At 56.4% G+C, this 24,961-nt stretch carries 24 protein-coding genes; 20 read left to right on the top strand and 4 right to left on the bottom strand.

What is annotated here, in order from left to right; all coding sequences use genetic code 11:
* The first annotated feature begins 5 nt into the window (after positions 1–5).
* The 3 genes from gmhB (at position 6) to hopBF1 (ending at position 2,458) form a co-directional block, all read left to right on the top strand.
* The gene (gmhB, locus tag JOE39_RS19675; protein ID WP_003340124.1) at positions 6–548 is read left to right on the top strand and encodes a D-glycero-beta-D-manno-heptose 1,7-bisphosphate 7-phosphatase; all 543 of its coding nucleotides are present in this window, start codon (positions 6–8) and stop codon (positions 546–548) included.
* Positions 549–613: 65 nt separating this feature from the next.
* Positions 614–1,384 carry a lysophospholipid acyltransferase family protein gene (locus JOE39_RS19670; protein WP_010422968.1) on the top strand — a complete coding sequence of 257 codons (771 nt, stop codon included), beginning with the start codon at positions 614–616 and terminating at the stop codon, positions 1,382–1,384.
* Positions 1,385–1,852: 468 nt separating this feature from the next.
* On the top strand, positions 1,853–2,458 hold the full coding sequence (hopBF1, locus tag JOE39_RS19665) for a T3SS effector protein kinase HopBF1 (protein ID WP_096115555.1): 606 nt from the start codon (positions 1,853–1,855) through the stop codon (positions 2,456–2,458).
* 142 nt (positions 2,459–2,600) lie between these two features.
* Here the strand turns inward: hopBF1 and gyrB are convergent, their stop codons facing one another.
* The 4 genes from gyrB to dnaA are packed head-to-tail and all read right to left on the bottom strand — an operon-like array spanning position 2,601 to position 8,826.
* The gene (gene gyrB, locus JOE39_RS19660) at positions 2,601–5,018 is read right to left on the bottom strand and encodes a DNA topoisomerase (ATP-hydrolyzing) subunit B (RefSeq protein WP_003340175.1); all 2,418 of its coding nucleotides are present in this window, start codon (positions 5,016–5,018) and stop codon (positions 2,601–2,603) included.
* Positions 5,019–5,022: 4 nt separating this feature from the next.
* Entirely contained in the window at positions 5,023–6,126 is a 1,104-nt protein-coding gene (recF, locus tag JOE39_RS19655; protein ID WP_010422957.1) for a DNA replication/repair protein RecF, read from the bottom strand.
* Positions 6,127–6,148: 22 nt separating this feature from the next.
* On the bottom strand, positions 6,149–7,252 hold the full coding sequence (gene dnaN / locus JOE39_RS19650) for a DNA polymerase III subunit beta (RefSeq protein WP_032659497.1): 1,104 nt from the start codon (positions 7,250–7,252) through the stop codon (positions 6,149–6,151).
* Between the two features lie 38 nt (positions 7,253–7,290).
* Complete coding sequence (dnaA, locus tag JOE39_RS19645) at positions 7,291–8,826, bottom strand: chromosomal replication initiator protein DnaA (RefSeq protein WP_003437057.1); 1,536 nt, start codon at positions 8,824–8,826, stop codon at positions 7,291–7,293.
* A 584-nt stretch (positions 8,827–9,410) separates the two neighbouring features.
* Here dnaA and rpmH point away from each other — a divergent pair.
* From rpmH to atpD, 17 genes are all read left to right on the top strand, one after another.
* Positions 9,411–9,545, top strand: coding sequence for a 50S ribosomal protein L34 (gene rpmH, locus JOE39_RS19640; protein ID WP_002551315.1), 135 nt, complete (start codon positions 9,411–9,413; stop codon positions 9,543–9,545).
* 16 nt (positions 9,546–9,561) lie between these two features.
* Positions 9,562–9,963 carry a ribonuclease P protein component gene (rnpA, locus tag JOE39_RS19635; protein WP_002551314.1) on the top strand — a complete coding sequence of 134 codons (402 nt, stop codon included), beginning with the start codon at positions 9,562–9,564 and terminating at the stop codon, positions 9,961–9,963.
* The gene (yidD, locus tag JOE39_RS19630) at positions 9,956–10,201 is read left to right on the top strand and encodes a membrane protein insertion efficiency factor YidD (protein WP_002551313.1); all 246 of its coding nucleotides are present in this window, start codon (positions 9,956–9,958) and stop codon (positions 10,199–10,201) included. Before rnpA ends, yidD begins: the two co-directional genes overlap by 8 nt.
* Positions 10,202–10,203: 2 nt before the next feature.
* On the top strand, positions 10,204–11,895 hold the full coding sequence (yidC, locus tag JOE39_RS19625; RefSeq protein ID WP_210078410.1) for a membrane protein insertase YidC: 1,692 nt from the start codon (positions 10,204–10,206) through the stop codon (positions 11,893–11,895).
* A gap of 78 nt (positions 11,896–11,973) precedes the next feature.
* Positions 11,974–13,344: a tRNA uridine-5-carboxymethylaminomethyl(34) synthesis GTPase MnmE gene (mnmE, locus tag JOE39_RS19620; RefSeq protein WP_017279505.1), complete on the top strand. Its 1,371-nt coding sequence runs from the start codon at positions 11,974–11,976 to the stop codon at positions 13,342–13,344.
* 576 nt (positions 13,345–13,920) lie between these two features.
* On the top strand, positions 13,921–15,813 hold the full coding sequence (mnmG, locus tag JOE39_RS19615) for a tRNA uridine-5-carboxymethylaminomethyl(34) synthesis enzyme MnmG (RefSeq protein ID WP_032659633.1): 1,893 nt from the start codon (positions 13,921–13,923) through the stop codon (positions 15,811–15,813).
* Complete coding sequence (rsmG, locus tag JOE39_RS19610; protein ID WP_003367844.1) at positions 15,810–16,454, top strand: 16S rRNA (guanine(527)-N(7))-methyltransferase RsmG; 645 nt, start codon at positions 15,810–15,812, stop codon at positions 16,452–16,454. The genes mnmG and rsmG overlap by 4 nt, the downstream gene beginning before the upstream one ends.
* 18 nt (positions 16,455–16,472) lie before the next feature.
* A complete protein-coding gene (locus JOE39_RS19605; RefSeq protein WP_002555991.1) occupies positions 16,473–17,264 on the top strand; it encodes a ParA family protein in 792 nt (263 codons plus the stop codon).
* A gap of 9 nt (positions 17,265–17,273) precedes the next feature.
* Positions 17,274–18,146 carry a ParB/RepB/Spo0J family partition protein gene (locus JOE39_RS19600; protein ID WP_003315951.1) on the top strand — a complete coding sequence of 291 codons (873 nt, stop codon included), beginning with the start codon at positions 17,274–17,276 and terminating at the stop codon, positions 18,144–18,146.
* Between the two features lie 146 nt (positions 18,147–18,292).
* Positions 18,293–18,700 (top strand): F0F1 ATP synthase subunit I, encoded by a 408-nt coding sequence (locus tag JOE39_RS19595; protein WP_002555989.1) that lies wholly within the window; start codon positions 18,293–18,295, stop codon positions 18,698–18,700.
* 16 nt (positions 18,701–18,716) lie between these two features.
* Positions 18,717–19,586, top strand: a complete 870-nt coding sequence (atpB, locus tag JOE39_RS19590) for a F0F1 ATP synthase subunit A (RefSeq protein ID WP_003315954.1) — start codon at positions 18,717–18,719, stop codon at positions 19,584–19,586.
* Between the two features lie 138 nt (positions 19,587–19,724).
* A complete protein-coding gene (gene atpE, locus JOE39_RS19585; protein ID WP_002555987.1) occupies positions 19,725–19,982 on the top strand; it encodes a F0F1 ATP synthase subunit C in 258 nt (85 codons plus the stop codon).
* 57 nt (positions 19,983–20,039) lie between these two features.
* A complete protein-coding gene (locus JOE39_RS19580) occupies positions 20,040–20,510 on the top strand; it encodes a F0F1 ATP synthase subunit B (protein WP_003315955.1) in 471 nt (156 codons plus the stop codon).
* Positions 20,511–20,522: 12 nt separating this feature from the next.
* A complete protein-coding gene (locus JOE39_RS19575; RefSeq protein WP_003315956.1) occupies positions 20,523–21,059 on the top strand; it encodes a F0F1 ATP synthase subunit delta in 537 nt (178 codons plus the stop codon).
* Positions 21,060–21,080: 21 nt separating this feature from the next.
* Positions 21,081–22,625 (top strand): F0F1 ATP synthase subunit alpha, encoded by a 1,545-nt coding sequence (gene atpA, locus JOE39_RS19570; protein ID WP_003315957.1) that lies wholly within the window; start codon positions 21,081–21,083, stop codon positions 22,623–22,625.
* A 50-nt stretch (positions 22,626–22,675) separates the two neighbouring features.
* Positions 22,676–23,536 carry a F0F1 ATP synthase subunit gamma gene (gene atpG, locus JOE39_RS19565; protein WP_003367855.1) on the top strand — a complete coding sequence of 287 codons (861 nt, stop codon included), beginning with the start codon at positions 22,676–22,678 and terminating at the stop codon, positions 23,534–23,536.
* Positions 23,537–23,563: 27 nt separating this feature from the next.
* Entirely contained in the window at positions 23,564–24,943 is a 1,380-nt protein-coding gene (atpD, locus tag JOE39_RS19560; RefSeq protein WP_002555982.1) for a F0F1 ATP synthase subunit beta, read from the top strand.
* Positions 24,944–24,961: the final 18 nt, after the last annotated feature.

The following is a 24,961-nucleotide window of genomic DNA, read 5'->3' as shown; positions in this document are numbered from 1 at the left end:
TCGCTGTGAAACTTCTGATACTCGATCGGGATGGCGTGATCAATCATGACTCCGACACTTACATAAAGTCGGTGGCGGAGTGGCTGCCCATTCCTGGCTCGATCGAAGCTATCGCAGCGCTGAGCAAGGCCGGCTGGACGGTGGCCGTCGCCACCAACCAGTCGGGCATTGCCCGAGGTTATTACGATCTGGCCACTCTGGATGCCATGCACGTGCGCTTGCGCAAGCTGGTGGCGGAGCAGGGCGGCGAGCTCGGTTTGATCGTCTATTGCCCGCATGGGCCAGACGATGGCTGTACCTGCCGCAAGCCAAAACCCGGCATGCTGCAGGCCATCGCCCGTCATTACACAGCGGACCTCAAAGGTCTCTGGTTCGTGGGCGACAGCAAGGGTGACCTGCAGGCCGCATTGGCCGTCGATTCGCAGCCTGTGCTGGTGATGACCGGCAAAGGACGCAAGACGCTGGAAGGCGGAGTGCCGGCAGGCACATTGATTTTTGACGATCTGGCGGCAGTTGCCGCAGAACTTATCCACAATAGCGCTCACTGAACAGTCAGCTCTTCAGGTTCAGGACGCTCAAGGAGCGGGCACCTGCCCGTACGGTAAACGTAACTATGTCGATCATGCAGGCAATCAGGACCTTCTTCTTTTACCTGTTGCTGGGCACCAGCTCGCTGTTGTGGTGCACGTTGAGTTTTTTCATTGCGCCTTTTCTGCCGTTCAAAGCCCGCTATCGCTTCATTAACGTCTACTGGTGCCGCTGCGCCATCTGGCTGACCAAGGTGTTCCTTAACATCAAGGTCGAAGTGACTGGCGCTGAAAACGTCCCGAAAACCCCCTGCGTGATCATCTCCAACCATCAGAGCACCTGGGAGACCTTCTTTCTGTCGGCGTATTTCGAGCCCATGAGTCAGGTCCTTAAGCGTGAACTGCTGTATGTGCCGTTCTTTGGCTGGGCGATGGCAATGCTGCGCCCGATCGCCATCGACCGCGAAAACCCGAAAGCCGCACTCAGGGAAATTGCCAAGAAGGGCGACGAGCTGCTCAAGGATGGCGTCTGGGTATTGATCTTCCCGGAGGGCACACGCGTGCCTTACGGCCAGGTCGGCAAATTCTCTCGAGGCGGTACTGCACTGGCAGTGAACGCTGATCTGCCTGTGCTGCCTGTCGCGCACAACGCAGGCAAGTACTGGCCTCGCGACGGCTGGGCGAAAAAACCAGGCACCATTCAATTGGTAATCGGCGAGCCAATGTATGCAGAAGGCACAGGCCCACGCGCCATTGCAGCGTTGAATGACCGTGTGCAGACCTGGAATGAAAACACACAACGCGCGATGGGTTCGCCTGTCGAGCCTGCAGCAACTCCCGAAAAAGTCCCGGCGTGATTTTGTGGATAACCTGTGTACGGTTTTTCTGAAATCGATGAAAAAGACTGCTTAACCTGTTCATTCGTATACATATTTTTTCAGGCTATAAAAACCTGAAAAACGTGCATAAGTTTTAATGATGTATCAGAAACCGACCTGTAAGAGGTCGGTTTTTTATTGGCTCGCAATTAACCATGGCCAGCACAGTACCGACGGACAGCAGTGGAATATGGGTCCGGACCAAGACAGTAAGCTGGCCTGCATCATAGAAGCATAGCTCGTCATCAACCACGATCGACGGCCAGCAGTCTTGCCCATGAGTGGCCGATCCGATCCTACTTGACCAATACAACGTATCTAATCTGTGCAAAAAAGCCGCTAAGCAGGGAACCCAACTCACTCAATGCTTCACTCATTGCACAGGATAGCGACGACTCGGCTCGCGAATCACACACCAGTAAACTCGAATACACAGCGGTGACCATTATGCCAATTGTTTCCAGTGCTGCCTCCATCCAGCGACATCCGGGTATCCAGGATGTCGCCGCGCCTACCGAACTTACTTCAATCCCTTCCGTGGGCGAAAAGCTTGGAAGCGGAAGTCAGAAGGATGTTTATCATTCTCGGCAGGATCCACGGCAATGCATATGCCTGATCCGGCCAGACACAACCGGGATTATTTCCGGAAATGAATACGCAGCAAAAGAGCTGAAGATGACCAAACACCTGAAAGACCTCGGGTTTCCGGTCGTTGATGCATACGCCTTAGTCAAATACGATAACAAGGTCGGGATAGCGAAAGACTACATCCATCATGCGCTGGACTCCGAAGACGTTATCCATAACCGTAAACACATTCCAACTGACATGGCTTTCAATAAAAACGTTATGAAGGACTGTGATGAGATCATATCCAGACTCAGAACCCATAGCCTGCACATTGAAGACTTACAGTTCCTGATCGATGGGTATGGTCGGGTGCGAATCAATGACCCAAGAGATGTGATCCGGTCGTCGCCAGAAAAAAGCATCGCTAAAGTTCGAGAATTGCGCGCCATTGCGTTGAACAACCTGCTGGACGACAGTGATTAAAAGGCCCTGAACAGCCTCAGATGGCGCAGGTTGCATTTTGTAGAAACAGGGAAGGGGGTAGCGCCGTCGACTGACGAGCAGGCCAAACTCCACAAACAAAAACCCCGGCTTTCGCCGGGGTTGGTGTTCGATCACGCTTTCATCAGAAGTCGAGGTTGGACACGGCCAACGCATTACTTTCAATAAAGTCACGGCGTGGCTCGACCGCATCACCCATGAGGGTGTTGAAGATCTGGTCAGCGCCGATGGCGTCTTCGATGGTGACTTTCAGCATGCGGCGCACACTCGGGTCCATGGTGGTTTCCCACAGCTGGTCCGGGTTCATTTCACCCAGACCTTTGTAGCGCTGGATGGTGTGGCGCTTGGTGCTTTCGGCCATCAACCAGGCGAGGGCTTCCTTGAACTCGTTGACGGGCTTCTTGCGCTCGCCACGTTGCACGTAGGCACCTTCTTCCAGAAGCGTGCTGATCTGCGCGCCCAGAGCGGTAACGGTCTTGTAGTCGTTGCTGCCGAAGAAGTCGCGGTTGAAGGTGACGTAGTTCGACAGGCCGTGGGAGATCAGTTCGACCTCTGGCAGCCAGACGTTGCGTTCACGGTCTTCACGCAGGCTGGCCTTGTAGACCAGACCCGACTTCTCGCCGGTGCGCAGACGCGCGTCGAACAGTGCCAGCCAGGCTTGCATGCCCTCGTGGTCAGACAGCTGCTCGAGCGTGATCGGCGGCAGGTAGACGAAGTGCTCGGTCAGTTCCTGTGGGTACAGACGCGACAGGCGCTTGAGGGTCTTCATGACCATGCGGAAGTCGTTGACCAGCTTCTCCAGCGCAGTACCGGAGATACCCGGTGCCGATTCGCTGAGGTGCAGGCTGGCGTCTTCAAGGGCCGACTGGGTCATGTATTCTTCCATGGCCTCGTCGTCCTTGATGTACTGCTCCTGCTTGCCTTTCTTGACCTTGTACAGCGGCGGCTGAGCGATGTAGATGTAGCCACGCTCGATCAGCTCAGGCAACTGACGGAAGAAGAAGGTCAGCAGCAGGGTACGGATGTGCGAGCCGTCGACGTCAGCATCGGTCATGATGATGATGTTGTGATAACGCAACTTGTCGATGTTGTACTCTTCACGGCCAATACCGCAGCCCAGCGCAGTGATCAAGGTGCCCACTTCCTGCGAAGAGATCATCTTGTCGAAACGCGCTTTTTCAACGTTGAGGATCTTGCCCTTGAGCGGCAGGATGGCCTGGGTTCTACGGTTACGCCCCTGCTTGGCTGATCCGCCAGCAGAGTCCCCTTCCACCAGGTACAGTTCGGAGAGGGCAGGGTCTTTCTCTTGGCAGTCCGCCAGTTTGCCCGGCAAGCCAGCGATATCCAGTGCGCCTTTACGACGGGTCATCTCACGCGCCTTGCGCGCAGCTTCACGGGCACGGGCTGCGTCGATCATCTTGCCGACAACCGCTTTGGCTTCGTTCGGGTTTTCCAACAGAAAGTCGGAGAAGTACTTGCCCATTTCCTGTTCGACAGCCGTTTTGACTTCGGACGAAACCAGCTTGTCCTTGGTCTGCGAGCTGAACTTCGGATCAGGCACCTTGACCGAAATGATCGCCGTCAGACCTTCACGCGCATCATCGCCAGTGGTCGCGACCTTGTGCTTCTTGGCCAGACCTTCCTGCTCGATGTAGTTGTTCAGGTTACGCGTCAGCGCAGAACGGAAACCCACCAAGTGAGTACCGCCATCACGCTGCGGAATGTTGTTAGTGAAGCACAGCAGGTTCTCGTTGAAGCTGTCGTTCCACTGCAAAGCAATCTCGACACCGATACCGTCATCACGCTGGATGTTGAAGTGGAACACTTCGTTAACCGGTGTTTTGTTGGTGTTCAGGTACTCAACGAACGCGCGCAGACCGCCTTCGTATTTGAACAATTCTTCCTTACCGCTGCGCTCATCCTTGAGGACAATGCCGACACCGGAGTTCAGGAAGGACAGCTCACGAATCCGCTTGGCCAGAATGTCCCAGCTGAAGTGGATGTTCTTGAACGTTTCAGCGGACGGCTTGAAGTGGATCTGAGTGCCTGTGCTGTCACTTTCACCGACGATCTTCATCGGTTCCTGTGGAACACCATGAACATAGGTCTGTTCCCAGATCTTGCCGCTACGGCGGACCGTCAGCAACAGAAGCTCTGAAAGGGCGTTAACCACAGAGACACCTACACCGTGCAAACCACCGGATACTTTGTAGGAGTTGTCATCGAACTTACCGCCAGCGTGGAGCACGGTCATGATGACCTCGGCTGCCGATACGCCTTCTTCTTTATGCACGTCTACCGGAATACCGCGGCCGTTGTCGCGCACGGTGATAGATTCGTCTGGGTGGATGATGATGCTGATGTCGTCGCAATGGCCTGCCAATGCTTCGTCGATCGAGTTATCAACCACCTCGAACACCATGTGGTGCAGACCGCTGCCATCGTCTGTATCACCGATGTACATTCCGGGACGCTTGCGTACGGCATCAAGTCCTTTCAGCACCTTAATGCTGGACGAGTCGTACGTTTGGTTTTCGCTCATGCAATCACTCCCGATGGTCGTGGGTCTGGGTGATACGGCCTTGTTCCACGTGGAACAAAGCGACTGGCGTTTCCGTCTGCCAGCCTTCCCTCAAAAATTCTTGATCTACACAGGTGATAAAAACCTGGCAGCGTAATTCTTCCAGCAAGCGGCAAAGCGCGCGTCGATGGTTGTCATCCAGTTCGGAGGGCAAATCATCTACCAGGTAAATACACTGGCCTCGACGGACCTGGCTGACCAGATGTCCCTGAGCAATACGCAGTGCGCAGACCACCAGCTTTTGCTGACCGCGAGACAGAATATCTGCCGCATTGTGCGCGCCTAATCTAAGGCGCAGGTCAGCTCGTTGTGGTCCGGCCTGGGTGTGGCCCATTTGCTGATCGCGGTGGAGGGAAGAGGCGAGCACTGTACTTAGCTCTTTTTCCTTGTCCCATCCTCGGTAGTAGCTCAGGGTCAAACCTTCAAGCTCAACAAGTTCGCTCAAAGTCTGTTCAAAGACCGGCTTCAGTGCCTTGATATAAGCCCGACGGAACTCGTCGATCTCATCACTTGCCGAGCACAGCTCACGGTCCCATGCCGCCTGTGAAGCGGCGTCAAGTGTACCATGCCGAAGCCACGAGTTCCGCTGCTTGAGGGCCTTCTGCAGGCGCTGCCACGTAGCCATAAAGCGAGGTTCCACGTGGAACACTCCCCAATCCAGAAACTGCCTGCGTATCTTCGGCGCACCTTCGAGCAATCGGAAGCTGTCGGGGTTGATGAGCTGCAGCGGCAGAATTTCTGCTAGCTGCGCTGCGCTTCTGGCGTTTTGCCCGTTGATACGAATCTGGAACTCGCCTTGGCGGTCGCGTGAAACACCTAGATTGCTGTGTCCACCTTGCGCAAGATCGACCTGCCCGAAAACCGTACATGACGGCTGCTCGTACTGAATGACAGGCAACAGGCGACTGCTGCGAAACGAGCGGGCGATGCCCAGCAGATGGATAGCTTCCAGCACGCTGGTTTTGCCACTGCCGTTTGCGCCGTAGAGGATATTGATACGCGGGGAGGGGGAGAGGGTCACCGGGTGCAGATTGCGCACCCCGGTGACCGAGACGCGACTAAGAGACATCTAGGTTGCGCTGGACATGAAGTTACAGACGCATCGGCATGACAACGTAGGCGGAGTCGTCGTTATCAGACTCTTGCACCAGTGCGCTGCTGTTGGAGTCAGACAGAATCAGGCGAACCTGCTCAGTCGTCATGACGCCCAGCACGTCGAGCAGGTAGCTCACGTTGAAACCAATCTCCAGCGAATCACCGTTGTATTCAACGCTGATTTCTTCTTCTGCTTCTTCCTGCTCAGGGTTGTTGGCCTGAATCTTCAATTGACCGCTGGCCAGTTGCAGACGGATGCCGCGGTACTTCTCGTTGGACAGAATCGCCGTACGGCTGAACGCCTCACGCAGTGCCTGACGATCACCGAGCACCAGCTTGTCACCACCTTTAGGCAGCACGCGCTCGTAGTCGGGGAACTTGCCATCCACCAGTTTGGAGGTGAAGGTGAATTCGCCAGTGGTCGCACGAATGTGATGCTGACCCAGAACGATACTGACCGTGCCGTCCTGCTCGGTCAGCAGGCGCGCCATTTCGAGAATACCTTTACGTGGAACGATCACCTGATGGCGATCGGCATGTTCGATATCGGCAGACATCGAGCACATGGCCAGGCGGTGACCGTCAGTAGCCACTGCGCGCAAGATACCGGCGCTTACTTCCAGCAACATGCCATTGAGGTAGTAACGAACGTCCTGCTGGGCCATCGCAAAGCTGGTGCGCTCGATCAAGCGACGCAGTTTGCTCTGCACCAGAGTGAACGTCAGCGAGCCCGGACCTTCTTCGACGGTAGGGAAGTCATTGGCAGGCAGTGTCGACAGAGTGAAGCGGCTACGACCGGCCTTGACGATCAGTTTCGATTCGTCGAGCTTGATGTCGATCAGCGCGTCATTAGACAGGCTCTTGCAAATGTCCATGAGCTTGCGCGCAGGAACCGTGATCTCTCCAGGCTCGGCAGGCTCTTCCAGCTGGACGCGGCCAACCAGTTCGACTTCCAGATCCGTACCCGTCAGCGACAGTTGCTGACCTTCGACGACCAGGAGAACATTGGAAAGAACCGGCAAGGTCTGGCGGCGTTCGACGACGCCGGCGACCAATTGCAGGGGTTTCAACAGGGCTTCGCGTTGAATGGTGAAATGCATGGTCTAGTCCCTTGCCTTGATGAGCTGCACTGGCGTTATCACGTAGTCAGAGTGCGCAGCAGGTTCTTGTAGTCCTCGCGGATATCCGCATCGGATTCCTTGAGCTCGTTGATCTTTCGGCATGCGTGCAAGACGGTCGTGTGGTCACGGCCACCAAACACATCACCGATTTCCGGAAGACTGTGGTTGGTGAGTTCCTTGGAGAGCGCCATCGCGACCTGGCGAGGCCGGGCGACAGAGCGGGAACGACGCTTGGACAACAAATCGGAGATCTTGATCTTGTAGTACTCGGCGACGGTGCGCTGAATGTTATCCACACTGACCAGCTTGTCCTGCAACGCCAGCAAGTCCTTCAGCGACTCGCGAATCAACTCGATGGTGATGTCGCGGCCCATGAAGTGCGAGTGAGCGATGACGCGCTTGAGCGCACCTTCAAGCTCACGCACGTTGGAGCGAATTCGCTGGGCAATGAAGAACGCTGCGTCATGAGGCAGATCGACCTTGGCCTGATCTGCTTTCTTCATGAGGATCGCCACGCGGGTTTCCAGCTCCGGAGGCTCGACGGCAACCGTCAGGCCCCAGCCGAAACGCGACTTGAGTCGCTCTTCAAGGCCTTCGATTTCCTTGGGATAGCGGTCGCTGGTCAGAATGACCTGTTGTCCGCCTTCCAGCAGCGCGTTGAACGTGTGGAAAAACTCTTCCTGTGAGCGTTCCTTGCGCGCAAAAAACTGGATGTCATCGATCAGCAGCGCATCGACTGAGCGGTAGAAGCGCTTGAACTCGTTGATTGCATTGAGCTGCAACGCCTTGACCATATCTGCGACGAAGCGCTCCGAGTGCAGGTACACGACCTTGGCATTCGGATTCTTCTTCAGCAGGTGGTTACCCACAGCATGCATCAAGTGAGTTTTACCGAGACCCACACCGCCATAAAGGAACAGTGGGTTGTAGCCATGCTTGGGGTTGTCGGCAACCTGCCAGGCCGCAGCGCGTGCCAGCTGGTTGGACTTACCCTCGACGAAATTCTCGAAGGTGAACGTACGGTTCAGGTAACTGGTGTGCTTGAGCGCACCTTCTACCTGAACGGTGCGCTGTTCTGCGCGAGCGGGCGCTTGTTGCGAGCTGGCACCTGCCATCGGATCAAAGCTGTCACGCGACGGCTCGTTGTGTGCTGCAACGTTCTGAACCGGTGCCGGCGTCGCTACGGCAGCAGCTGGCGCAGCCGTGGCAGGAGCCGGTGCCGAGACGCTGCTCACCGAGTTGGCAGACAGCGCCTGGGAGGCTGCAGCGGCCAATGGCGCATTCGGAGCGGCACGGGGTGCGGAGCTGCGCTTGCTTCCTATTAATAAGGAAAGAGCAGGGGCCATGCCTTGACCGTGTTCGCCAAGAAGCTCAAGCAAACGACCAAGGTACTTTTCGTTGACCCAGTCGAGAACAAAACGATTGGGTGCATACACACGCAACTCGTCGCCTTCGGCTTCGACCTGTAGCGGACGGATCCAAGTGTTGAATTGCTGGGCAGGCAGCTCATCGCGCAAAAGCTCCACGCACTGCTGCCAAAGTTCCACTGACACGGATATCCCCTGAGTTGAAAGCCGGTGAGGCAAAAACAGCCGCCATTGTAACGACCCAGAGGCGACTTATCCACATGTAGGTTGCTCACAGACGGCTATAAATCAACGATTTATGCATGGCCCACACGACAAACGGTCAACGCGTAAGCGCTGTGGATAACCCGTCTTCAGCCCGTTGCATAAGTCGGGCTTGAACTCTGTGCATAACTCGCCTGTGGATAAAGAGGCGTTCCATGCACAGCTTTTCCGAGGGTCCGGCACAGGCAAGGCACCGTTTCTCGACAACCTTTCTGACCTCTGTACACATTGAATAACAAGGGCTGTGTGATGTTATCCACAGAAAAGCTCTGCGTAAGAGTTATAAGCTTTATAAAGAAGCTTTAAATACTCTCTTCTTTTTATTTCTATAACAGGAGCGGGTTAGCGTAGCGGTGAATGAGAAGAAGAGGACGTTCAGCTATAAAAAGACGCCTATGAAGAAAAGCTGGTTGGAAATTGACCTGCGGGCCTGCTTTCTCTAGAATCCCCGGTCTCTTAAAACGGGGGCCATTCCGGCCCGTAGTGGACGAACCAGGTAACACGCCATGAAACGTACTTTCCAACCCAGCACTATCAAGCGCGCCCGCACCCACGGTTTCCGTGCACGTATGGCCACCAAAAACGGCCGCGCAGTTCTTTCGCGTCGTCGTGCCAAAGGCCGTAAGCGTCTGGCAGTTTGATAAATCGGCACAGGAGGTGAGTCGAGACTTCAGTCGGGAAAAGCGTTTGCTCACTCCCCGGCATTTCAAGGCAGTCTTTGACTCCCCTACCGGCAAGGTTCCGGGGAAAAATCTCCTGCTCCTTGCGCGCAACAACGACCTCGATCATCCCCGCCTGGGGCTTGTGATAGGTAAAAAGAGCGTGAAGCTCTCCGTCGAGCGCAATCGTTTGAAACGCCTGATGCGCGAATCATTTCGCCAACACCAAGACAGTTTGGTCGGTTGGGATATCGTGATCGTCGCGCGTAAAGGCTTGGGTGACGTAGAAAACCCTGAACTGATTCAGCATTTCGGCAAGCTCTGGAAACGTCTGGCGCGTAGCCGACCCATTCCGGAAGAAAAATCCGAACCTGCAGGGGTAGACAGTCCAGATGCGTAAACTGGCACTCGTTCCGATCCAGTTCTATCGCTATGCCATTAGCCCGCTGATGGCCAGTCACTGTCGTTTCTACCCCAGTTGCTCCTGCTACGCGTATGAAGCCATCGAAAATCATGGCCTTTTGCGCGGTGGCTGGCTGTCAATTCGTCGTCTTGGTCGCTGTCACCCATGGAATCCCGGTGGTTATGACCCGGTTCCAGCTGTCCCCACCTCCCGTTCTTCTTCGATGGCCGAGTAATCATGGATATTAAACGCACGATCCTGATCGTCGCCCTGGCAATCGTGACCTACGTCGGGGTTCTGAAATGGAACCAAGACTATGGCCAGGCTGCCATGCCGACCCAGAATGTTGCAGCCAGCACCACCGCACCGGGTATTCCGGATACGGCCGCTGGTACTAATGGTTCTGCAAGTGCCGATGTTCCAAGCGCAAACGCTACGGCCAATACGGCTGCAGCACCTCTTGAAACTCCGGCCGTAGCCAGCAAAGACCTTATCCACGTCAAGACCGATGTGCTCGATCTGGCGATCGATCCGGTGGGTGGCGACGTCGTTCAGCTTCGTTTGCCTCTGTACCCGCGTCGTCAGGATCGTCCTGACGTTCCGTTTCAGTTGTTCGACAACGGCGGCGAGCGTACTTTTCTGGCACAAAGCGGCCTGACCGGGACCAACGGTCCTGATGCACGCGCTGCCGGTCGTCCGGTTTACACCTCCACACAAAAGACTTATCAACTGGCTGATGGCCAGGACACGATGGTCGTGGATCTGAAATTCTCGGAAAACGGCGTCAATTACATCAAGCGCTTCACCTTCAAGCGCGGTCTGTACGATCTGGTCATGACTTACGTTGTGGATAACCAGAGCGCACAACCCTGGTCGGGTAATCTGTTCGCGCAATTGAAGCGCGATGCCAGCTCCGATCCTTCTTCGACGACTGCTACCGGCACCGCTACCTATCTGGGCGCTGCCCTGTGGACTGCGGCCGAGCCGTACAAGAAAGTGTCGATGAAAGATATCGACAAGGGCCAGGTCAAGGAAACTGTCCAGGGCGGTTGGGTTGCATGGTTGCAGCACTACTTCGTGACTGCGTGGATTCCGGATCACAACGCAACCAACGCCGTTCAGACCCGCAAAGACAGCCAGGGCAACTACATCATCGGCTTCACCAGCCCGACTCTGTCGGTTGCACATGGTGCACAAGGTGAAACCAGTGCCACCCTGTACGCAGGTCCGAAAAGCCAGGCGGTACTCAAAGAGTTATCCCCAGGCCTGGAGCTGACCGTCGATTATGGTTTCCTGTGGTTCATTGCCCAGCCTATCTTCTGGCTGCTGCAACATATCCACGCCATCCTCGGTAACTGGGGCTGGTCGATCATTGTTCTGACCATGCTGATCAAAGGCCTGTTCTTCCCGCTCTCCGCAGCCAGCTACAAGTCGATGGCACGCATGCGCGCCGTGGCTCCGAAGCTTGCATTGCTGAAAGAGCAGCATGGCGATGATCGTCAGAAGATGTCCCAGGCAATGATGGAGCTGTACAAGAAAGAGAAGATCAACCCGTTGGGTGGATGCTTGCCGATTCTTGTGCAAATGCCGGTTTTCCTTTCGCTGTACTGGGTACTCCTGGAAAGCGTGGAAATGCGTCAGGCACCATGGATCCTGTGGATAACCGACCTGTCGATCAAGGACCCGTTCTTTATCCTGCCGATCATCATGGGCGCGACCATGTTCATTCAGCAGCGTCTGAACCCGACTCCGCCGGATCCGATGCAGGCCAAGGTCATGAAAATGATGCCGATCATTTTCACGTTCTTCTTCCTGTGGTTCCCTGCCGGTCTGGTTCTGTACTGGGTTGTGAACAACACCCTGTCGATCGCTCAGCAGGCTTACATCACTCGCAAGATCGAAGCGGCTACCAAGAAAGCAGCTGCCTGATCTAACCTGTGAATAAGTTCTACAAGACGCCCCCTCGTGGGGCGTTTTGCTATCCGTCATTTGCCCGGGAGCCGGAGCATGAACGTTCCTCGTGAAACCATTGCCGCCATCGCCACAGCCCAAGGGCGTGGCGGTGTCGGTATCGTCCGGGTGTCAGGTCCTCTGGCGGGCAAGGCCGCCGAAGCCATTATCGGCCGGACCCTCAAGCCCCGATTTGCCCACTACGGCCCCTTTGTCGACGATGCCGGACAGGTACTCGACGAAGGCATAGCGCTATATTTTCCGGGACCCAACTCGTTCACCGGCGAAGACGTGCTGGAACTTCAGGGCCACGGCGGCCCCATCGTTCTGGACATGCTGCTGCAACGCTGCCTGCAACTGGGCAGCCGACTGGCTCGTCCGGGCGAGTTCAGTGAGCGCGCCTTTCTCAATGACAAGCTCGATCTTGCTCAGGCAGAAGCGATTGCCGACCTGATCGAGGCAAGTTCTGCACAGGCAGCGCGTAATGCACTGCGCTCACTGCAGGGTGCTTTCTCAAGGCGTGTGGATAACTTGACCGAGAAATTGATCAGCCTGCGCATCTACGTAGAGGCTGCAATCGACTTCCCCGAAGAGGAAATCGACTTCCTTGCCGATGGCCACGTTCTGAACATGCTCGATGACGTGCGTGCCGAGTTATCCACAGTGCTGCGTGAAGCCGGGCAGGGTGCCTTGTTACGCGACGGCATGACCGTGGTGATTGCCGGACGCCCCAATGCGGGCAAATCCAGTCTGCTGAACGCTCTGGCGGGCAGGGAGGCGGCGATTGTCACCGAGATCGCCGGCACAACCCGCGATGTACTGCGTGAACATATCCACATAGATGGAATGCCCTTGCACGTCGTCGACACTGCAGGGCTGCGGGATACTCAAGATCAGGTGGAAATGATCGGCGTGCAGCGCGCACTCAAGGCCATCGGCGAAGCTGACCGGATTCTGCTGGTGGTGGATGCGACCGCGCCGGAGGCAGCAGACCCGTTTGCACTGTGGCCCGAATTCCTCGAGCAGCGTCCGGACCCGTCGAAAGTCACGCTGATACGCAACAAGGCAGATCTGAGTGGAGACCCCGTCGATCTGCAGACCAGCGTTGATGGCCACGTCACCATCAGCCTGAGCGCCAGGTCTGGTGGCGAAGGGCTTGAACTGCTGCGCGAGCATCTCAAGGCCTGCATGGGCTATGAACAAACCTCGGAAAGCAGCTTCAGCGCGCGTCGACGCCATCTTGAGGCGCTGCGCCATGCCAGTGACTCGCTGGAACACGGCAGGGCTCAACTCACCCTGGCGGGCGCTGGAGAGCTACTGGCCGAAGACCTGCGTCAGGCACAGCAAGCGCTTGGCGAGATTACCGGCGCATTCAGTTCCGACGACCTGCTTGGCAGAATCTTCTCTAGCTTCTGCATCGGTAAGTAAACCTCCTGGCATGGCCCGCCCTGGGTCATGCCTTCAAGCACCACAAGACGCCTCTTTCAGCGGCAGCGTTATCCACATACTCGGCTATTTCCTCCTTTAATTTTGCCTCGACACCTGAATCTGACGAGCAGACATGCCCGAGGGAGGGATTTTCTGTGCCTGATTTTTGCTGAAGAGCCGTTTTTTTGTGGATTAAGCCCTGTGAATAACTGCCCTTCAGCTCGGTGGGTAAGCAGGGTGCAAACCTGAAGATAAATGCCCCTGTGGACAAGTGGCTATCTTATCAACAGGCTCAGGACGGTTATCCAAACCCCTCATCCCCACATGAACACAGGCTTTTGAATCTCTGTACACGTTGAAAATAAAGGCCTGTAGAGATCTATCCACAGAAAGGTGGCTCAGTAAGAATAAACATAAAAACAAGGCTTTATAAACTTTCTTTCCTTTTTATTTTCTTTATTCGCGAGTTTTCCACAGCTGGTTAAATTTTGTCCAACGGGTTTCATTCAGGTGGGGTAAGTCCCTATACTTGTCAGCTATCCCAATTTCTCATCGACAACAGGCACGAGGTGCGTGGTGGATTTCCCTTCCCGTTTTGAAGTGATCGTCATCGGTGGCGGTCATGCCGGTACCGAGGCCGCACTGGCGTCGGCACGCATGGGTGTCAAAACCCTGTTGCTGACCCACAACGTGGAAACACTCGGCCAGATGAGTTGCAACCCGGCCATAGGTGGTATCGGTAAAAGCCATCTGGTCAAGGAAATCGACGCCTTGGGCGGCGCCATGGCCATGGCTACTGACAAGGGCGGTATCCAGTTCCGCGTGCTGAACAGCCGCAAGGGGCCGGCCGTACGAGCTACCCGTGCACAGGCTGATCGCGTGCTGTACAAGGCAGCCATCCGCGAAATCCTGGAAAACCAGCCGAATCTGTGGATATTTCAGCAAGCCTGCGATGACCTGATCGTCGAACAGGATCAAGTGCGCGGCGTCGTGACCCAGATGGGTATGCGCATATTTGCCGAGTCCGTGGTGTTGACCACAGGTACGTTCCTTGGCGGACTTATCCACATCGGTATGCAAAATTACTCGGGCGGTCGGGCAGGTGATCCTCCCTCGATCGCACTGGCGCAACGACTGCGTGAACTACCGCTACGCGTCGGCCGCCTGAAAACCGGGACCCCGCCACGCATTGACGGGCGTTCTGTGGATTTCTCGGTGATGACCGAGCAGCCAGGTGACACACCGATCCCGGTCATGTCGTTCCTGGGCAACAAGGAACAGCATCCGCCGCAGGTCAGTTGCTGGATTACGCACACCAACGCGCGGACTCACGAAATCATTGCGTCCAACCTCGATCGCTCGCCGATGTATTCGGGTGTTATCGAAGGTATTGGTCCACGTTACTGCCCGTCGATCGAAGACAAGATCCACCGGTTTGCCGACAAGGAAAGCCATCAGGTCTTCATCGAGCCGGAAGGGTTGACCACGCACGAGCTGTACCCGAACGGTATTTCCACGTCGTTGCCATTCGACGTGCAATTGCAGATCGTCCAATCGATTCGCGGCATGGAGAACGCACACATCGTTCGCCCTGGTTACGCCATCGAATACGACTATTTCGACCCGCGTGATCTGAAATACAGCCTGGAAACCAAGGTCATCGGCGGTCTGTTCTTCGCTGGCCAGATCAACGGCACGACCGGTTACGAAGAGGCAGGCGCTCAGGGTTTGCTGGCCGGGACCAATGCCGCGCTGCGCGCACAGGGTCGAGACAGCTGGTGCCCGCGTCGCGATGAAGCGTACATCGGCGTTCTGGTCGACGACCTGATCACGCTCGGTACGCAAGAGCCTTACCGGATGTTCACTTCCAGGGCCGAATACCGTTTGATCCTGCGCGAAGACAACGCTGACCTGCGACTTACCGAAAAGGGCCGCGAACTGGGCCTGGTCGACGATGCCCGCTGGGCTGCGTTCTGCACCAAGCGTGAAAGCATCGAGCTGGAAGAACAGCGTTTGAAAAGTACCTGGGTGCGTCCCGGTACCGAGCAGGGCGATGCGATTGCTGCACACTTCGGCACGCCGCTGACCCACGAATACAATTTGCTCAACCTGCTGACTCGTCCGGAAATCGACTACGCCAGCCTGATTTCAATCACTGGCCAGGGCTGCATCGATCCCCAGGTCGCCGAGCAGGTCGAGATCAAGACAAAATATGCCGGTTACATTGACCGCCAGCAGGACGAAATTGCCCGTCTGCGCGCCAGTGAAGACACTGGTCTGCCGGAAGACATCGACTACGCCGCGATCTCCGGCCTGTCGAAAGAAATCCAAAGCAAGCTGGGGATAACTCGTCCGCAAACACTCGGACAGGCATCGCGCATCCCCGGCGTTACGCCTGCAGCGATATCGCTGTTGATGATCCATTTGAAAAAACGCGGCGCGGGCCGTCAGTTGGAGCAAAGCGCTTGAGTTCTATGGTCACCCCGCAACACGCCCAAGAGTTATCCACCGGTGCCCGGGAATTGGGGATTGACCTCAGCCCGGCACAGCACGAGCAATTGCTGGCGTATCTGGCGTTGTTGATCAAGTGGAACAAGGCCTACAACCTGACTGCGGTACGCAACCCGGACGAAATGGTATCGAGGCATCTGCTCGACAGTCTCAGTGTGGTGCCCTTCATCGAAGGTACACGCTGGATCGACGTCGGCAGCGGCGGTGGGATGCCCGGCATTCCCATGGCCATCCTGTTTCCGGAGCGCAAAGTGGCGCTGCTGGACAGCAATGGCAAGAAAACCCGGTTTCAGACCCAGGTCAAACTTGAGCTGAAACTGGATAATCTTGAAGTTATCCACAGCCGTGCAGAAAGTTATCAGCCTGAAGTGCCTTTCGACGGGATCATCTCCCGTGCGTTCAGCAGCCTGGAAGACTTCACCGGCTGGACGCGTCACATGGGCGACGTCAATACACGCTGGCTGGCAATGAAAGGGCTGCATCCTGACGATGAGCTGGTAGCATTGCCCTCGGATTTTCACCTCGATAGCGCACACGCCTTGACCGTTCCGGGTTGCCAAGGCCAACGCCATCTGCTGATACTGCGCCGCACGGCATGACTGGGAACACAAGCAAGAATGGCTAAGGTATTCGCGATAGCGAACCAGAAAGGTGGGGTCGGCAAGACCACCACATGCATCAACCTCGCCGCGTCACTGGTCGCGACCAAGCGCCGTGTGCTGTTGATCGATCTCGATCCCCAGGGCAATGCGACCATGGGCAGCGGTGTGGATAAACACAACCTGGAAAACTCCGTCTACGACCTGTTGATCGGCGAATGCGATCTGGGCGAGGCCATGCAGTTTTCCGAGCACGGTGGTTATCAACTGCTTCCGGCCAACCGTGATCTGACGGCGGGCGAAGTGGTTCTGCTGGAAATGCAGATGAAAGAGAGTCGTCTGCGCAATGCGCTGGCGCCTATCCGCGAGAATTACGATTACATTCTCATCGATTGCCCACCTTCGCTGTCGATGCTGACCCTGAACGCACTGGTCGCGGCAGACGGCGTAATTATCCCCATGCAGTGCGAGTACTTTGCACTCGAAGGTCTCAGTGACCTTGTGGATAACATCAAGCGCATCGCTGAACTGCTCAACCCGCAGCTGAAAATCGAAGGCCTGCTGCGCACCATGTATGATCCGCGGCTGAGCCTGATCAACGACGTTTCGGCGCAGCTCAAGGAACACTTCGGCGAGCAGCTGTACGACACCGTGATACCGAGGAACATCCGCCTGGCCGAGGCACCGAGTTTCGGCATGCCGGTACTGGCGTATGACAAGTCGTCTCGTGGTGCGCTGGCCTATCTGGCCCTGGCAAGTGAACTGGTTCGTCGTCAACGTCGCGGCGCAAAAACCGCTCAGCCAACCTAAGGAATTCCCATGGCCGTCAAGAAACGAGGTCTCGGACGTGGGTTGGACGCACTTCTGAGCAGTCCAACCGTCAGTTCGCTGGAAGAACAGGCCGTCAAGGCCCCGCCAAGTGAGTTGCAGCATGTGCCGCTGGACCTGATCCAGCGCGGCAAGTACCAGCCGCGCCGTGACATGGACCCGCAGGCACTCGAAGAACTTGCGCAGTCGATCAAGTCGCAGGGCGTGATGCAGCCGATCGTGGTGCGTCCTATCGGTGACAACCGCTTCGAGATCATCGCGGGTGAGCGTCGCTGGCGTGCCAGCCAGCAGGCAGGTGTGGAGACGATCCCGGCGATGGTCCGCGATGTACCGGACGAAACCGCGATTGCGATGGCGCTGATCGAGAACATCCAGCGTGAGGACCTCAACCCGATTGAAGAGGCCATGGCGCTGCAGCGCTTGCAGCAGGAGTTTCAACTGACCCAGCAGCAGGTGGCTGATGCCGTCGGCAAGTCGCGAGTCAGTGTCGCCAACCTGTTACGCCTGATCGCCTTGCCGGAGGCCATCAAGACGATGCTGTCTCATGGCGATCTGGAAATGGGCCATGCGCGTGCATTGCTCGGACTGGGTGAAGATCGGCAGGTCGAAGGTGCGCGACATGTTGTCGCACGCGGGCTTACCGTACGCCAGACCGAAGCACTGGTCAGGCAGTGGCTGAGTGGCAAGGCAGAGGCCGCCGAGCCGGTGAAGACCGACCCGGACATCAGCCGCCTCGAACAGCGCCTGGCCGAGCGTCTGGGCTCTGCGGTGCAGATTCGTCACGGTCAGAAGGGCAAAGGTCAATTGGTTATCCGTTACAACTCGCTGGACGAGCTTCAGGGAGTGCTCGCTCACATCCGCTGAAACAATTGCTCTGTAGCGTATAGTCGGAAATCACTACCCGACTGTTGAATAGGGGCTTAACCGCCCCTATACTCTGCGCGCATTTTGTCGGCACAAATTATGCCAAGTTATTGATCATGGCGACCGACATCAAAGGAGCAGTTGCGATGGAATCCCGCATGCCAGACCGCTTGCCGTTCTATCGCCTGGCGGTTTTCCCGCTTTTGCTGGCTCAATTGATCGTGCTGCTCATGGCCGCATTGGTGCTGTGGCAGTGGCAAGGAGTCGTTGCAGGATATTCGGGACTCTGCGGAGGCCTGATAGCCTGGCTACCCAATTTATACTTTGCTCACAAGGCATTCCGGTTTTCCGGGGCCAGAGCAGCGCAAGCCATCGTTCGGTCGTTCTACGCCGGCGAGGCAGGCAAACTGATTTTCACGGCAGTGCTTTTTGCATTGACGTTCGCAGGTGTGAAGCCTTTGGCGCCGCTGGCTGTATTCGGCGTGTTCATGTTGATCCAGGTGGTCAACTGGTTCGCTCCCCTGCTTACGAGAACAAGACTTTCGAGACCTTAGGGCGTTTGAGGCAACCATGGCAGAGCAAACAGCTTCGGGCTATATCCAGCACCACTTGCAGAACCTTACATTCGGGCACCTGCCCAATGGCGAATGGGGCTTTGCCCACACCGCAGCGGAAGCCAAGGAAATGGGTTTCTGGGCCTTCCACGTCGATACCCTCGGCTGGTCGGTTGCGTTGGGTCTGATTTTCGTTCTGATCTTCCGCATGGCGGCCAAGAAGGCAACTTCCGGTCAGCCTGGCGCACTGCAGAACTTCGTCGAAGTTCTGGTCGAGTTCGTCGACGGCAGCGTGAAAGACAGCTTCCACGGCCGCAGCGCGGTCATCGCGCCACTGGCGTTGACCATTTTCGTCTGGGTATTCCTGATGAACGCGGTCGACCTGGTACCGGTGGACTGGATTCCACAGCTGGCGATGATGATCTCGGGTGACTCGCACATTCCGTTCCGTGCCGTGTCGACCACTGACCCGAACGCCACGCTGGGCATGGCCCTGTCCGTGTTCGCACTGATCATTTTCTACAGCATCAAGGTCAAGGGCATCGGCGGTTTCATCGGCGAGCTGACCCTTCACCCGTTTGGCAGCAAGAACCTGTTCGTTCAGGCGCTGTTGATCCCGGTCAACTTCCTGCTGGAATTCGTGACGCTCATCGCCAAGCCGATTTCCCTGGCTCTGCGTCTGTTCGGCAACATGTATGCTGGCGAGCTGGTCTTCATTCTGATCGCCGTGATGTTCGGCAGCGGTCTGTTGTGGCTCAGCGGTCTGGGTGTAGTGCTGCAGTGGGCGTGGGCTGTGTTCCACATCCTGATCATCACCCTGCAAGCGTTCATCTTCATGATGCTGACCATCGTCTACCTGTCGATGGCTCACGAAGATAACCATTGAGATTCGTCTCAGGACGCGTCTGATGACCGTCTCGCCAGTGGCGAGGCGGTGCCCGCAAGGGCTGATGTAGAAACGATTTTGTTTTACCGCTTCAATTAAAAAAACCTAACCAATACGACGTAAAAGTCGGGAGGAAAGATGGAAACTGTAGTTGGTCTAACCGCTATCGCTGTTGCACTGTTGATCGGCCTGGGCGCACTGGGTACTGCAATCGGTTTCGGCCTGTTGGGCGGCAAGTTCCTGGAAGGCGCAGCGCGTCAGCCGGAAATGGTTCCAATGCTGCAAGTTAAAATGTTCATCGTTGCGGGCTTGCTCGACGCCGTGACCATGATCGGTGTCGGTATCGCTCTGTTCTTCACCTTTGCGAACCCCTTCGTTGGTCAACTCGCTGGCTGATCACTCGAATTTTCGAGTTGATTGGTGTGATGGACAACGAACGAGCGAGGTGTTGGCGTGAACATTAATGCAACCCTGATTGGCCAGTCCGTTGCGTTCTTCATTTTTGTGATTTTCTGCATGAAGTTCGTGTGGCCTCCGGTCATCGCGGCTTTGCACGAACGTCAGAAGAAGATCGCGGATGGACTGGACGCTGCTTCCCGAGCAGCTCGCGACCTGGAGCTGGCCCAAGAAAAAGCGGGTCAACAACTGCGCGAAGCTAAAGCTCAAGCAGCCGAGATCATTGAGCAAGCCAAGAAACGCGGTACTCAGATTGTCGACGAAGCCCGTGAAACGGCACGCGTTGAAGCTGACCGTGTGAAGGCTCAGGCTCATGCCGAGATCGAGCAGGAACTGAACGGTGTCAAAGACGCCTTGCGCGCCCAGTTGGGTAGCCTGGCAGTCAATGGCGCAGAGAAGATCCTGGGTGCCACAATCGATCAAAACGCGCACGCGGAGCTGGTTAACAAACTGGCTGCTGAAATTTAAGCGAGGGCGATCATGGCAGAACTGACCACGTTGGCCCGACCTTACGCGAAGGCGGCCTTCGAGCATGCGCAGGCCCACCAGCAGCTGGCCAATTGGTCAGCCATGCTCGGCCTGGCTGCTGCGGTGTCACAAGACGACACCATGCAGCGCATGCTCAAGGCCCCGCGACTGACGAGCGCACAAAAGGCCACCACTTTTATTGAAGTGTGTGGCGAAAAGTTCGATGCCAAGGCACAGAATTTCATTCACGTCGTTGCTGAAAACGACCGCCTCCCGCTTTTGCCGGAGATCGCCGAACTGTTCGACCTGTACAAGGCCGAGCAGGAAAAATCGGTCGATGTGGATGTCACCAGTGCTTTCGCATTGAACCAAGAACAGCAAGACAAACTCGCCAAGGTTCTCAGTGCACGGCTCGGCCGGGAAGTGCGCCTGCATGCTGCGGAGGATGCCTCTCTTATAGGGGGTGTCGTCATCCGCGCCGGCGACCTGGTTATCGATGGCTCAGTTCGTGGCAAGATCGCGAAACTAGCCGAAGCATTGAAATCTTGAGTTTGAAGGGGCAGCAGAGCAATGCAGCAACTCAATCCTTCCGAAATAAGTGAAATCATCAAGGGTCGCATCGACAAGCTCGATGTAACCTCCCAAGCCCGTAACGAAGGCACAGTCGTCAGCGTGTCTGACGGTATCGTGCGGATTCATGGTCTGGCCGACGTAATGTACGGCGAAATGATCGAGTTTCCGGGCGGCGTCTACGGTATGGCGCTGAACCTTGAGCAAGACTCCGTGGGTGCCGTTGTACTGGGCGCTTACACGACTCTGGCTGAAGGCATGAGCGCCAAGTGCACTGGCCGCATCCTCGAGGTTCCGGTGGGTAAGGAACTGCTGGGTCGCGTTGTCGATGCACTGGGTAATCCAGTTGACGGCAAAGGTCCGCTGAACAACACCGAGACCGATGCGGTCGAGAAAGTTGCTCCAGGCGTGATCTGGCGTAAGTCGGTAGACCAGCCTGTACAGACTGGCTACAAGGCTGTCGATGCCATGATTCCTGTCGGCCGTGGCCAGCGTGAGCTGATCATCGGTGACCGTCAGATCGGTAAAACCGCTCTGGCCATCGACGCAATCATCAACCAGAAGAACAGCGGCATCTTCTGCGTCTACGTAGCGATCGGTCAGAAGCAATCGACCATCGCCAACGTTGTTCGCAAGCTCGAAGAAAACGGCGCACTGGCTAACACCATCGTCGTGGCTGCAAGTGCTTCCGAATCCGCTGCGCTGCAGTTCCTTGCACCGTACTCGGGTTGCACCATGGGCGAGTTCTTCCGCGACCGCGGTGAAGACGCGTTGATCGTTTATGACGATCTGTCCAAGCAAGCAGTGGCTTACCGCCAGATTTCCCTGCTGCTGCGCCGTCCACCAGGCCGTGAAGCTTACCCAGGCGACGTGTTCTATCTCCACTCCCGTCTGCTGGAGCGCGCATCGCGTGTTTCCGAAGAGTACGTAGAGAAGTTCACCAACGGCGCAGTGACCGGCAAAACCGGTTCCCTGACCGCACTGCCGATCATCGAAACCCAGGCTGGCGACGTTTCCGCGTTCGTTCCGACCAACGTGATTTCCATCACCGACGGTCAGATCTTCCTGGAATCGGCCATGTTCAACTCCGGCATCCGTCCGGCTGTGAACGCCGGTGTTTCGGTATCCCGTGTGGGTGGTGCCGCTCAGACCAAGATCATCAAGAAGCTTTCCGGTGGTATCCGTACCGCTCTGGCTCAGTACCGTGAACTGGCGGCATTCGCCCAGTTCGCTTCTGACCTGGACGAGGCGACCCGCAAGCAACTTGAGCATGGTCAGCGCGTCACCGAGCTGATGAAGCAGAAGCAATACGCACCAATGTCGATCGCTGACATGGCGCTGTCGCTGTATGCCGCTGAGCGTGGGTTCCTGACTGACGTCGAAATCACCAAGATCGGCAGCTTTGAACAAGCGCTGATTGCTTACTTCAACCGCGATCACGCCGATTTGATGGCGAAGATCAACGTGAAGGGTGACTTCAATGACGAAATCGATTCTGGCATGAAAGCCGGCATCGAGAAGTTCAAGGCCACCCAAACCTGGTAAGCCGCAGCGGGGGCCGCAAGGCTCCCGCTTGCTAACCTGATAGGTGTTACATGGCAGGCGCAAAAGAGATTCGCAGCAAGATTGCGAGCATCAAAAGCACGCAAAAGATCACCAGCGCCATGGAAAAAGTGGCGGTCAGCAAAATGCGCAAGGCTCAAATGCGCATGGCTGCTAGCCGTCCTTACGCGGAGCGCATTCGTCAGGTGATTGGTCATCTGGCAAACGCCAACCCGGAGTACCGCCACCCGTTCATGATCGAGCGCCCTGTTAAGCGCGTCGGTTATGTCGTAGTGAGCAGTGACCGTGGTCTGTGTGGTGGCTTGAATACCAACCTGTTCAAGACTCTGGTCAAGGACATGGCGGTGAACCGTGAAAACGGTGTAGAGATCGATCTGTGCGTGGTCGGCAGCAAAGGTGCGGCATTTTTCCGCAACTTCGGCGGTAACGTCGTCGCTGCGATCAGCCACCTGGGCGAAGAGCCGTCGATCAACGACTTGATCGGCAGCGTCAAGGTGATGCTGGATGCCTACCTGGATGGCCGTATTGATCGCCTGTCCGTGGTATCCAACAAGTTCATCAACACCATGACCCAGCAACCAACAGTGGAGCAATTGATTCCGCTGGTGGCAACCCCGGATCAAGGGCTCAAGCACCACTGGGACTATCTCTACGAACCCGATGCCAAAGAGCTGCTAGACGGCCTTATGGTTCGCTACGTGGAATCGCAGGTGTACCAGGCGGTGGTCGAGAACAACGCAGCTGAACAAGCAGCGCGGATGATCGCGATGAAGAACGCCACAGACAACGCCGGTGATTTGATCAGCGATTTGCAGCTGATCTACAACAAGGCGCGTCAGGCAGCGATCACCCAAGAGATCTCGGAAATCGTCGGCGGCGCTGCCGCGGTTTAACGGTTCAAATATTAGAGGAACCAGCTAATGAGTAGCGGACGTATCGTTCAAATCATCGGCGCCGTGATCGACGTGGAATTCCCACGCGATAGCGTACCGAGTATCTACAACGCGCTGGAAGTTCAGAGCGCGGCAGGAACCACCCTGGAAGTTCAGCAGCAGCTGGGCGACGGCGTGGTTCGTACCATTGCGATGGGCTCCACTGAGGGCTTGAAGCGTGGTCTGGAAGTAACAGACTCTGGCGCAGCCATCTCCGTACCGGTCGGTAAAGCGACGCTGGGCCGGATCATGGACGTGCTGGGCAACCCGATCGACGAAGCTGGCCCGATCGCCACCGAAGAGCGCTGGGGCATTCACCGTCCTGCACCGTCCTTCGCTGAGCAGGCAGGCGGCAACGACCTTCTGGAAACCGGCATCAAGGTTATCGACCTGGTCTGCCCGTTCGCCAAGGGCGGTAAAGTCGGTCTGTTCGGTGGTGCCGGTGTCGGCAAGACCGTAAACATGATGGAACTGATCCGTAACATCGCCATCGAGCACAGCGGTTATTCCGTGTTCGCCGGTGTGGGTGAGCGTACTCGTGAGGGTAACGACTTCTACCACGAGATGAAGGACTCCAACGTTCTGGACAAAGTGGCACTGGTCTACGGTCAGATGAACGAGCCGCCGGGTAACCGTCTGCGCGTAGCACTGACCGGCCTGACCATGGCCGAGAAGTTCCGTGACGAAGGTAACGACGTTCTGCTGTTCGTCGACAACATCTATCGTTACACCCTGGCCGGTACCGAAGTATCCGCACTGCTGGGCCGTATGCCTTCCGCAGTAGGTTACCAGCCGACCCTGGCTGAAGAGATGGGCACTCTGCAAGAGCGCATCACTTCCACCAAGAATGGTTCGATCACCTCGATCCAGGCCGTATACGTACCAGCGGATGACTTGACTGACCCATCGCCAGCTACCACGTTTGCCCACTTGGACGCCACCGTCGTACTGTCCCGTGACATCGCCTCTCTGGGTATCTACCCGGCGGTAGATCCACTGGATTCGACTTCGCGCCAGCTGGACCCGAACGTCATTGGCCAGGAACACTACGACACCGCTCGCGGCGTTCAGTACGTGTTGCAGCGTTACAAAGAGCTGAAAGACATCATCGCGATCCTGGGTATGGACGAGCTCTCGGAGACCGACAAGCAGTTGGTTAACCGTGCTCGTAAGATCCAGCGCTTCCTGTCCCAGCCTTTCTTCGTGGCAGAAGTCTTCACCGGTGCTTCGGGTAAATACGTTTCCCTGAAAGACACCATTGCTGGCTTCAAAGGCATCCTCAACGGTGACTACGACCACCTGCCAGAACAAGCGTTCTACATGGTCGGCGGCATCGAAGAAGCGATCGAGAAAGCCAAGAAACTGTAATCCCGGCGCCCGGCAACG

It is taken from the genome of Pseudomonas sp. PvP100, assembly GCF_017833055.1.
Taxonomy (GTDB): Bacteria; Pseudomonadota; Gammaproteobacteria; order Pseudomonadales; family Pseudomonadaceae; genus Aquipseudomonas; species Aquipseudomonas syringae.
Note: the sequence above shows the minus strand (reverse complement) of the source record. Positions and strands in the feature narration are given on the sequence as shown.

Excerpts from the sequence above, each read along its gene's own strand:
- JOE39_RS19670 (WP_010422968.1), top strand. The coding sequence starts at position 614 with ATGTCGATCATGCAGGCAATCAGGACCTTCTTCTTTTACCTGTTGCTG.
- JOE39_RS19605 (WP_002555991.1), top strand. The coding sequence starts at position 16,473 with ATGGCTAAGGTATTCGCGATAGCGAACCAGAAAGGTGGGGTCGGCAAG.
- dnaN (WP_032659497.1), bottom strand. The coding sequence starts at position 7,252 with ATGCATTTCACCATTCAACGCGAAGCCCTGTTGAAACCCCTGCAATTG.
- atpA (WP_003315957.1), top strand. The coding sequence starts at position 21,081 with ATGCAGCAACTCAATCCTTCCGAAATAAGTGAAATCATCAAGGGTCGC.
- atpB (WP_003315954.1), top strand. The coding sequence starts at position 18,717 with ATGGCAGAGCAAACAGCTTCGGGCTATATCCAGCACCACTTGCAGAAC.
- gyrB (WP_003340175.1), bottom strand. The coding sequence starts at position 5,018 with ATGAGCGAAAACCAAACGTACGACTCGTCCAGCATTAAGGTGCTGAAA.
- yidD (WP_002551313.1), top strand. The coding sequence starts at position 9,956 with ATGCGTAAACTGGCACTCGTTCCGATCCAGTTCTATCGCTATGCCATT.
- JOE39_RS19595 (WP_002555989.1), top strand. The coding sequence starts at position 18,293 with ATGGAATCCCGCATGCCAGACCGCTTGCCGTTCTATCGCCTGGCGGTT.
- rpmH (WP_002551315.1), top strand. The coding sequence starts at position 9,411 with ATGAAACGTACTTTCCAACCCAGCACTATCAAGCGCGCCCGCACCCAC.
- JOE39_RS19600 (WP_003315951.1), top strand. The coding sequence starts at position 17,274 with ATGGCCGTCAAGAAACGAGGTCTCGGACGTGGGTTGGACGCACTTCTG.
- hopBF1 (WP_096115555.1), top strand. The coding sequence starts at position 1,853 with ATGCCAATTGTTTCCAGTGCTGCCTCCATCCAGCGACATCCGGGTATC.
- atpG (WP_003367855.1), top strand. The coding sequence starts at position 22,676 with ATGGCAGGCGCAAAAGAGATTCGCAGCAAGATTGCGAGCATCAAAAGC.
- atpD (WP_002555982.1), top strand. The coding sequence starts at position 23,564 with ATGAGTAGCGGACGTATCGTTCAAATCATCGGCGCCGTGATCGACGTG.
- JOE39_RS19575 (WP_003315956.1), top strand. The coding sequence starts at position 20,523 with ATGGCAGAACTGACCACGTTGGCCCGACCTTACGCGAAGGCGGCCTTC.
- yidC (WP_210078410.1), top strand. The coding sequence starts at position 10,204 with ATGGATATTAAACGCACGATCCTGATCGTCGCCCTGGCAATCGTGACC.
- recF (WP_010422957.1), bottom strand. The coding sequence starts at position 6,126 with ATGTCTCTTAGTCGCGTCTCGGTCACCGGGGTGCGCAATCTGCACCCG.
- mnmE (WP_017279505.1), top strand. The coding sequence starts at position 11,974 with ATGAACGTTCCTCGTGAAACCATTGCCGCCATCGCCACAGCCCAAGGG.
- atpE (WP_002555987.1), top strand. The coding sequence starts at position 19,725 with ATGGAAACTGTAGTTGGTCTAACCGCTATCGCTGTTGCACTGTTGATC.